General features: G+C 67.8%; 6 protein-coding genes and 1 pseudogene. All 7 read right to left on the bottom strand.

Annotation, left to right across the window (positions count from 1 at the left end; translation table 11 throughout):
• Positions 1–653: pseudogene (locus tag B5X90_RS09955) on the bottom strand (bifunctional D-altronate/D-mannonate dehydratase); the annotation flags it as partial.
• Between the two features lie 34 nt (positions 654–687).
• Positions 688–2,118, bottom strand: coding sequence for a glucuronide transporter (gene uidB, locus B5X90_RS09950; RefSeq protein ID WP_079552468.1), 1,431 nt, complete (start codon positions 2,116–2,118; stop codon positions 688–690).
• Positions 2,119–2,176: 58 nt separating this feature from the next.
• Positions 2,177–3,988 (bottom strand): beta-glucuronidase, encoded by a 1,812-nt coding sequence (gene uidA / locus B5X90_RS09945; protein ID WP_079552466.1) that lies wholly within the window; start codon positions 3,986–3,988, stop codon positions 2,177–2,179.
• Positions 3,989–4,197: 209 nt separating this feature from the next.
• The gene (locus B5X90_RS09940; protein ID WP_079552463.1) at positions 4,198–5,631 is read right to left on the bottom strand and encodes a mannitol dehydrogenase family protein; all 1,434 of its coding nucleotides are present in this window, start codon (positions 5,629–5,631) and stop codon (positions 4,198–4,200) included.
• Positions 5,628–7,034 (bottom strand): glucuronate isomerase, encoded by a 1,407-nt coding sequence (gene uxaC / locus B5X90_RS09935; RefSeq protein ID WP_079552461.1) that lies wholly within the window; start codon positions 7,032–7,034, stop codon positions 5,628–5,630. The genes B5X90_RS09940 and uxaC overlap by 4 nt, the downstream gene beginning before the upstream one ends.
• A gap of 85 nt (positions 7,035–7,119) precedes the next feature.
• Complete coding sequence (locus tag B5X90_RS09930) at positions 7,120–8,196, bottom strand: LacI family DNA-binding transcriptional regulator (RefSeq protein WP_079552459.1); 1,077 nt, start codon at positions 8,194–8,196, stop codon at positions 7,120–7,122.
• A gap of 94 nt (positions 8,197–8,290) precedes the next feature.
• Complete coding sequence (locus B5X90_RS09925; protein WP_079552457.1) at positions 8,291–9,457, bottom strand: Gfo/Idh/MocA family protein; 1,167 nt, start codon at positions 9,455–9,457, stop codon at positions 8,291–8,293.
• Positions 9,458–9,487: the final 30 nt, after the last annotated feature.

The raw sequence follows: 9,487 nt of genomic DNA, 5'->3' as shown, positions 1-9,487 counted from the left end.
CCGTCATGCAGCAGCGGGATGTCCGGGCCGAACTCGTTGCGCACGGCCTCGAACACGGTCGGCAGGTGGCGGAGGTAGGCGCGGGTGTCCCAGTCCTCTTCCTGCGGGAACGCCCCGCGCCCGGCCGGTTCGTAGTCATAGCGTTCCCCGGAGGCCTGGGCCTGGGCCGCGACGCCGTAGACGGCCTTGATCCCGGGCACGGCGGTCTGGATCCGGATCGACTTGTAGCCGAGCTCGAGGTGTTCGCGGACCGAGTCGAAGAGCGAGGGCAGGTCCGCGCCGGAGGCGTGGCCGTAGGCGCGCAGCCCGTTCCGGGACGCCCCGCCCAGGAGCTGGTAGACCGGCATCCCGGCGAGCTTGCCCTTGATGTCCCACAGCGCCATGTCCACCGCGGCGATCGCGGCCATCGTGACCGGGCCGCGGCGCCAGTACGAGGACCGGTACAGGAACTGCCAGGTGTCCTCGATCCGGTGCGGGTCCTTGCCGATCAGCAGCTGCGCGACGTGCTCCTTCAAATACGCGGCCACCGCGAGCTCGCGCCCGTTCAGGGTCGCGTCCCCGATCCCGGTCACGCCGTCCTCGGTGGTGATCCGCAGGGTCACGAAGTTCCGGGAGGGGCTGGTGACGAACACTTCAGCGGCAATGATTTTCACAACAGGTCCTTATCTGCTCTAACGGGGGGGTGTCTTAGTGGCCCGGCGCCAGCGGCCCGGCCTCGGCCGAAACGACCGGCGCGGCGTCGGAGGTTCCGGCAGCGCTGCCGGTGCTTCCGCCGGACGAAGCTCCGGCGCCGGTGCGGCGGGCCTGGATCTCGGTGAGGATGCGGGCGTGCATGGCATCGGTGAGCGTGTACTTGGCCATCACGATCACGGCCAGGATGGTCATGACCGCGGGCAGGGCGCCGGCGGCGAGCTGGATGCCGAAGACGGCGTCGGGCGTCTGGACGGCGCCGGACTTGTAGCCGCCCAGGGCCAGGGCGTAGGCCGCGAGCGCGCCGCCGACTGCCTGGCCGGTCTTGCGGGTGAAGGAGAACAGCGCGTACGTGATGCCCTCGGTGCGGACGCCGGTCTTCCATTCGCCGTACTCGACTGTGTCGGCTTCGAGGGCCCACACCACGATGTTGACCGCGAGGACGCCTACGAGGCTGATGACCAGGCCGGTGAAACCGATCCAGACCTGGCTGGCCGGGGTGAAGAAGACGATGGCGCCGCCAATCACCGTGAACAGCGACGAGAAGATGTAGACGCGCTTCTTGCCAAGGCTTCGGACCAGCCTGGGCATGAAGGCCGCCAGCACGAAAGTGAGGACGAGCTGGGTGATGGACAGCACCGGGTACAGGTCCAGCCGTCCGAGGACGTCGCGGAGGTAGTAGAGCTGGACCGAGGTGAGGGCCAGGTAGCCGGTCAGGAAGAAGAAGGAGCTCAGGCACAGCATCAGCAGCGGCCGGTTGCCCCTGAGGGTGTCCATGCTCTGCTTGAACGTGACATTGGGGACGGCGCGGTAAACCCGCTCCTTGGCGGTCAGGACGGTGAAGAAGTACAGGGCCGCACCGATAACGACGAAGGTCAGGGTGATCGTGGTGAACGTTGCCTGCAGGTCGGCGCCGGGCTTGATCAGCGGGGCCACGAAGATGCCCAGGGCGGAGCCGACCAGCAGCGCGCCGATCATCCGGGCGGAGCCGAGCTTGGCGCGTTCCGCCGGGTCCTGGGTCATGGCGCCGGCGAGGGAGCCGTAGGGGATGTTGACCAGGCTGTAGGCCAGGCCCAGGGCGGCGTACGTGACGTAGGCGTAGAGCAGGGTGCCGGATTCGCCGAGCTCAGGGATGGAGAAGGTGGCCACGCTCAGCAGCAGTAACGGGATGGATCCGAACATGATGAACGGACGGAACTTGCCGAACCGCTTGCTGTAGGTCCGGTCCACCACGCGGCCGGCAAAGACGTCGGCGAAGGCGTCGAAGATCCGCACCACCAGCAGCAGGGTGCCGGCGGCCGCGGCGGAGATCCCGGCCACATCCGTGTAGTACACGAGCAGGAACATCGTAGCGGTGGTGAATGCCAGATTGTTTGCGGCGTCGCCGGCGCCATAGCCGACGATGCTGAGCTTGTTCAGCTTTTTCATGATGGGGCTCCTTTACCCGTTGCCGGACCTGGGTCCGGCGAAAAATGTGCGGTGAGGCCTACGCCCTGGAGGTGCTGTTCTTGGTGCCGGCCAGTGCCGTCCACCGTTGGCGCAGGGCATAGGCGGCGGGTTTGGGCCGCCTGTCCCGGGTGAAGACGCCCTTCTTGTTGCCGTCCACGCGCATGATGCCGTTGGAAGTCTGGAAGTCCGCGAAGTTCCAGACCTGTTCACCGACCATGGCGTCGACCCGGTCGAAGACCCGGTGGTACATGGCCAGGAACGCTGCCTGGTATTCCTCGCTCCAGGGCTGTTCATAGATGGAGTGGAAGCCGGGCATGGTGTCCGGTCCGTACTCGGTCATGATCATCGGCTTGCCGTACTTGGCTTCCCACTCGCGCAGCTCCTTCTCGAGGTGCTGCTCGGCGGTTTCGAGGTCGCCGTTATCGACGTACCAGCCGTAGTAGCGGTTGAGCATGATCACGTCGAACAGGTCCCCGAGCAGTTCCTTGTCCGGGGTGTCGAACAGGACGTTGACGTAGCCGACGGGCCGGGTGGGGTCCAGGCTGCGGGTCAGCTCCGCGAGGGGTGCGAAGTACTCGCGGGCGCCCTCCTCGGAACCGTTGGGTTCGTTGGCGATCGACCAGATCACGACGGAGGGGTGGTTCTTGTCGCGGGCGACGAGTTCGGTAATCGCCTGCCGGTGGTTGGCGGCGGTGTTGGCGTCCACTCCGCCCTCGACGTAGGTCTTTTTGGCGATGCCGCCGAAGACGGCGCCGAAGCCCAAGTGCAGCCCGACGGCGGCGGTTTCGTCGATCACGACGATCCCGTGCCGGTCCGCGAACTCCATGACTTCCTCGGCGTAGGGGTAGTGAGAGGTCCGGAACGAGTTGGCGCCCACCCAGTCCAGGAGCTGGAAGTCGTTGACCATCTGGGCGTTGCTGTGGCCCTTGCCGATGGCCACGTGGTCCTCGTGCATGCCGAAGCCGGTGAAGTAGAAGGGTTCGCCGTTGATGAGGAATTCCTTGCCGCTGACTTCCACCGTGCGGATGCCGACCGGCAGGGTGTAGCTGTCCAGCAGCCTGCCGCCGTCGCGGATCACCGCGGTGAGGTTGTACAGGTAGGCCGCGCCGGGCTTCCAGAGCACGACGTCGGCGACCGTCAGGGTGCCGCGGGCGCCGTCGGCGCGGCCGACCTCGACGCCGTCGGCGTCGCGGAGGGAAACGGTGACCGTTTCGCTGCCGGTCCCGCCGGCGGTGGCAATCGTGTAGTCGACGCTGCCGGTGGTTCCGTCGAAGCCGGTGACGACGGTGATGTCATCGACCGTGACGGTGGGGGTGCTGAACAGCCAGAGGCTGCGGTGCAGTCCGGCGTAGTTGTAGAAATCGTGGAGGTAGCTCTGCTGGCGGCGGCCGTCCCCGGTGACGGTGATGGTCCCGGGCGGGATGGTGGCCTGCGTGAGCTCGTTGTTGACCGAGACCGTCAGCCGGAAGGCCTGTCCGGGTGTCACGTGGTCCGTGATGTCCGCGCTGAACGGCATGTAGCCGCCGGTGTGCTGGGCCACCAGGGTGTCATCCACCCACACCATGCCTTCGTGGGTGGCCGAGTCGAGGCGGATGTGGATGCGCTCCCCTGCCCAGCCGCGCGGGACGCGGACGTCGCGCTGGTACCAGACGTAGCCCACGTGGTCCCGGACGGCCTTGTCGGGGAAGACGTCGTTGTAGCTGGCCGGGACACCCATTTCCAGGCCTGTGTCCAGGGGCGCCTTGAACCATTCGTCCCGGTGGCCGGAGCGGTCAAAGTCGACCTTGAAGCGGTACAGGCCGTCGAGATTGACGATCTCGCGGGTTTCGCTGGCCTGGGGCTTGAGCATTGGGAGGTCCTATCGCGTCTTTGCGGGCAGTGCCGGGGTGTATTTTTTGGGGTCCGGCGGCGGGGCCGGTTTGTGCTCTTGCTGTAATCCTAATCACTTGGCAATCAAATGGCAAGCGGTTGCCATACCTTTGTTGAAAGTTCATCGAAGCACTGCTGCCCGGCTCCCGATGATCCGGGAGCCGGGCAACAGCGCTTGCATGCGGGGCGTTACGGGGAGACAGCCTGCTCCCCGAATGTTCCGTGCAAGCTTTCAATGAGGTCCAGGACGGAACCGTCACCGGCCAGTGCCGGATCCACCAGGGCCAGCAGGGCACGGGTCCGCTCGGCGCCCGCGAGCCGGTTGGCTGTGGCTACCTCCTCGGCCAGCGGATCCTGGAGCGCGGCGGAGGCGGCGCTGTAGTCCATCCAGGCGGCAATCATGAGCGCTGCCGCCGCGCCGGGCCTGCCCGCGGCACGCTCGGCCTGCAGCACCGGAACGGCGCGCATCCGCAGCTTCGTGCTGCCGTCCATGGCGATCTGTGCGAGGTGGTGGGCAATCCGGGCGTTGCCGAATCGCTCCAGCAGGGCGGCGCGGTAGGCCGGAATCTGCAGCTCGGCGGCATGTCCCGCAGGCCCGGACAGATTTGCCTCCGCCTCGTCCCAAAAGCTTTCAATGGCCTGTAGGCACAGCGGGTCCGCCAGGGCCTGGGCCACGGTGGTGTGGCCGCGCAGTTGGCCGGCGTAGGCCAGCAGGGAGTGTGCGCCGTTCAGGAGCCAGAGTTTGCGGTTCTCGTAGGGCTCGATCTCGGCGACGAACACGGCTCCGGCGTCTTCCCAGCGCGGCCGCCCGGCGGGGAACTCCCCGCTGAGCACCCAGTTGGAGAAGGGCTCGGCCACCACGGGCGAATTGTCGCGGTAGCCGCACGCGGCCTGGACGGCGGCGATGTCCGCCTCCGTGGTGCGGGGAGTGATGCGGTCAACCGAGGTGCTGACGAAGCTGACGTTGGCGTCGATCCATCCGGCCAGGTCCGCGTCCCACGCCCCGGCCATGCCTGCGACGGCGTTGTGCGCGACGGTGCCGTTGTTGGAAAGGTTGTCGCAGCAGACGACGGCGAGCGGTCCCGACCCGGCAGCCCGGCGGGCGGCGAGGGCCAGCACCAGCCGGCCCAGCGGCGTCGCCGGGTTGGCGCTGCCGGACGCCAGCAGCGCAAGGTCGGCGGCGACGTCGGGCGCGGTGCGGTCAAGCTGCCCGTCGGCGCGGAGCCGGTAGGCCGCCTCGGTGATGGTCAGGGTGACCACCGCGGTGGCCGGCGCGGCAACCAGCTCCGCCAGGCGCTGGACATCCGCCCCGTCCACGGCTTCGACGATGCTGCTGACAACGGTGAAGGAGTCGCCGCCGTCGGCCCTGTTCACGATCGTGTAGAGCCCGTCCTGCTCGGCCAGCGCCAGGGCGGCGTCGGGGCGGCGTCCGGTAAAGGCCGCGATGCCCCAGTCCGCGGCGTCGGACGCCTGGTCGGTGTACCACCCCTGGTGCGAGCGGTGGAAGGCGCCCAGCCCCAGATGGACGATCCGCACGGGCGCCGTGGCACCGGGGCGCAGGCGGCGGCCCAGCTGGGGAAGGTCCACGGCGGCCTCGGCTCCGGGGTGCTGTTCGACGCTCACAGCTTGAACACCCGTCGGGGTGCGCCGTCCACGATGTCGATGATCAGTTCATGGGCGCGGTCCTCGCTGACGCGGTGCTCCGCGACCAGCCGGGCCAGGAAGGAGGCCTCGATCCGGCGGGAGGCATCGTGGCGCGCGGGGATGGAGCAGAAGGCGCGGGTGTCGTCGATGAAGCCGGACGAGCGGGAGAATCCTGCTGTTTCGGTCACGGCCGACCGGAAGCGCAGCATGGCGTCGGGTGCGTCCAGGAACCACCACGGGGCGCCGAGGTAGACCGACGGGTAAAACCCCGCCAGCGGCGCGAGTTCGCGGGAGAACACGGTCTCATCGAGGGTGAAGAGCACCAGGTGGAAGTCCTTGGCGGTGCCGAAGTCCTGCAGCAGCGGACGGATAGCCTCGGTGTAGTTGACGGCGAACGGGATGTCGTGGCCGGTGTCGGCGCCGAAGGCGTTGAACGTGGGTTCGTGGTGGTTTCGGTAGGACCCCGGGTGGATGGTCATGACCAGGCCGTCATCCACGGACATCCGTGCCATCTGGTACATCATGTGGGCTTCGAAGTCGTCGCGGTCGGCCGCCGTGGCCTGGCCTGAGCGGGCGCGGTCGAACAGCCTGGCCGCGTCGCCGGCGTCGAGCTTGAGCGTTGCCGGGGTCCGGACGCCGTGGTCGGCCGAGACGGCGCCGTGGTCCACGAAGTAGCGGCGCCGGTTTTCCAGGGCGGTGATGTAGCCGGCGTAGCCGGTGGCGCCGTCGCCCGCTGCCGCGATGAGCCGGTCGACGTTCGCCGACCAGGTGGGGTGCGCGATGTTGAGGTAGGCATCGGGGCGGAAGGTGGGCAGGACGCGCCCGTGGAACGTGGGGTCCCCGGCGATCGCCGCGTGGCTGGCGAGGCTGTCCAGGGGATCGTCCGTGGTGGCCAGCACCTCGATGTTGAAGTCCTTGAAGAGCTGGCGGGGACGGAAGCCGGGCTCCAGCAGCTTGGCGGAGATCGCGTGGTAGCTGGTGTCGGCGGTCTCGGCGCTGATCTCCTGGCGGAGGCCGAAGACGCTGCTGAACTGGGTGCGGAGCCAGTAGCCGGAGGCCGTGCCTTCGAAGAGCGGCCAGGCCTTGCAGAACTCGCGCCAGACCGTGCGGGAGTCCGGTTCCGCCGCGGCCGAGCCCCGGAGCCGGTCCAGCGGGACGCCGCTGGCGTGGATCAGCCGGGTGACGTAGTGGTCCGGGCTGACCAGCAGCGCTGCGGGGTCCGGGAAGGGGCTGTTGTGCTCGATGACTGCGGCGTCAACGTGCCCGTGCGGGGAAATGATGGGGAGGTCCTGGACGCGCTGGAGGAGGTCGCGCGCAATGCTGCGCGTTCCGGGATCCGCGGGCAGAAGCCGGTCTGGGTTGGCGGCAATCGACTGTGACATAGATCAATGGTCCGGCTTGCTTCCGGCGTTTGTCAACCGGTTGCCAAAAATTGCCATCAAGATGCGGATGGCCTCACAGGTGTGGCTAGCCCGCGGGCAGCAGCCGCCCGCTCGAGCCGCGCAGCACCAGCTCCGTCTCGACGCGCAGCGTGGCGGCAGTTTCCCCCGCGCCGTGCAGGAGATCTCTGTGCAGCAGATCCAAGAGCAGCGTCGCGGCGCCGGAGCCGCACTCCCCCAGCGGCGAGCGCACGGTGGTGAGCGGAGGCGTGGTGAAATCCGCGCCGAAGATGTCGTCGAAGCCCACGATGCTGATCTGGTCCGGGACCACCATGCCGGCGGCCTGGAGTTCCTGCATGAGCCCGATGGCCAGGAGGTCGTTGTAGGTCAGCACCGCCGTGGCGCCGCTTGCCCGGACGTCGCGCGCCACCTGGCGGCCGCCGTCGACCGTGGGTTTGGTGGATTCCAGCCGCACGGCTTCGAGCCGGGACCACTCGCAGGCCGCCTGCACGCCTTCCCAGCGGCGTGCGGACATCCAGGACTGCGGCGGCCCGGCAACGAAGGCAACCTTGTGGTGCCCGTTGGCGGCCAGGCTGCGGACTGCCTCGCTGATGCCCTTGTTGACGTCGGGAACCACGCACGGCACCCCGTCGACCTCGCGGTTGATGACCACCACCGGCTTGTCCCGGGCGATGGCGCGGATGTCGTCGTCGTCCATGCGGGGGCTGGCCAGGATCAGGCCGTCCACGGTGGCCATCATCCGGCGTGCTGCCGTCAGTTCGGTGACGCCGGACTCGGCCGACTCGGCCAGCACCAGGGTGTAGTCCCGTAGCGTGGCCGTCGTTTCCGCCCCGCGGATGATGTCGAAAAACGTGGGGTTGGTGATGTCCGCGACGATCAGGCCAAAGGTGTTGGTGCGGCCGGTGGGCAGCGCGCGGGCGAACGGATTGACCTGGTAGTGCAGCTCGGCGGCCGCGTCCTCGATGAGTTTCTGCGTCTTGGCGCTGACCCGGCCGGGCTTGCTCAGGGCCCGTGAGACGGTGGAAGGATTGACGCCGGCAACCTTGGCAATGTCGTAGATGGTGGCGTGGGACTTTCCGGACCGGGAATGCTTCTTGGCCGGGTCTGTTGTTGCGGCAGCGTCCGGCGTCTTGGGTTCAGTCACCGCCCCATCCTAACGAGGAATCAAGCCAACCAGCCCGCAGCAGGGGCCGTTTTGAACGCTCAAAACGGCCCCCGCTGCGGCGGGGCCGGGTGGGCTAGGAGCGCTCGGGGAACTTGCCCTCGTCCGCGATGCGCTTGTTCAGCTCGGCGAGGAACTCGTCCTCGTCGAAGTCCAGCGCCACCTCCGTGCCGGTCCAGCTCGATAGGTGGATGGCGTTGGCCAGCCGGACACCCTTGATGCCGTCCGACCCTGGGGCCAGCAGCGGCGTGCCGTCCAGGATGTTGGCGGCGAAGTTCGCCAGGACGCCGGAGTGCTGCGCGCCCCAGGCGGACTCGAACTCGATGACTTCCGTGGTGTAGTACTCGCCGGGATTCAGCTCGCCCATGAAGAGTTTGCGGACATCGTCCATGCCCATGCCGTCGCTGAGTTCACGCTCGGGCTTCTTCAGGCGGGTCACGGTCGCGGTCTTGCTGTTTTCCACCACGATCTTGCCCTGGTCGCCCAGGATCTCGAAGCGGTCGGTTCCCACGAGATCGTGGGTGGCGGTGACGAAGACGCCGGTGGCGCCGTTGCCGTAGTCCACCATGGCGGTGACCTCGTCCTCGACGGCGATGTCGCGGCGGAAACCGTAGGCAACCTTGGCGTAGACGGACTTCGGCGCGCCGCAGATCCACTGCCACAGGTCCAGCTGGTGCGGGGCCTGGTTGACCAGCACGCCGCCGCCCTCGCCGCCCCACGTGGCGCGCCATTCGCTGGAGTTGTAATAGCCCTGCGGGCGCCACCAGTTGGTGATGATCCAGTTGGTGCGGCGGATGCCGCCGATCTCGCCGCCGTCGACGATCTCTTTCAGCTTCTGGTACAGCGGGTTGTTGCGCTGGTTGAACATGATGGCGAAGGACAGCCCGGGCTTGCCGGCGGCAAATTCGTTGAGCTCCCTGACCTGCTTGGTGTACACGCCGGCCGGTTTCTCCACCAGGGCGTGGATGTTGCGCTTGAGGGTCTCGATCCCCATTTCCGGGTGCAGGAAGTGCGGCACGCACGTCACGACCGCATCGACGTCGCCGCTTTCCAGCATGGTGATGTAGTCGTCGTAGAAGGGCGCGTCGGGGTACCTGGCGGCCGCCAGTTCCTTCTTCGCGGGGTCGGTGTCGCAGATGGCGCCGATCACCATGTTCGGGACCAGCCCGTCGGTGATGAACTGGGCGTAGGCGCCGCCCTGCTGGCCCAGGCCGATGATGCCCAGGCGTACTTGCTTGCTCATGTGGGGATTCTCCGTAGTCAGTGGGGGTGG

The sequence above is a fragment of the Arthrobacter sp. 49Tsu3.1M3 genome, assembly GCF_900168135.1.
In the GTDB taxonomy this organism is placed as follows: domain Bacteria; phylum Actinomycetota; class Actinomycetes; order Actinomycetales; family Micrococcaceae; genus Arthrobacter.
The sequence above is the reverse complement of the archived record's forward strand: the minus strand, read 5'-3'. Positions and strand labels throughout refer to the sequence as shown.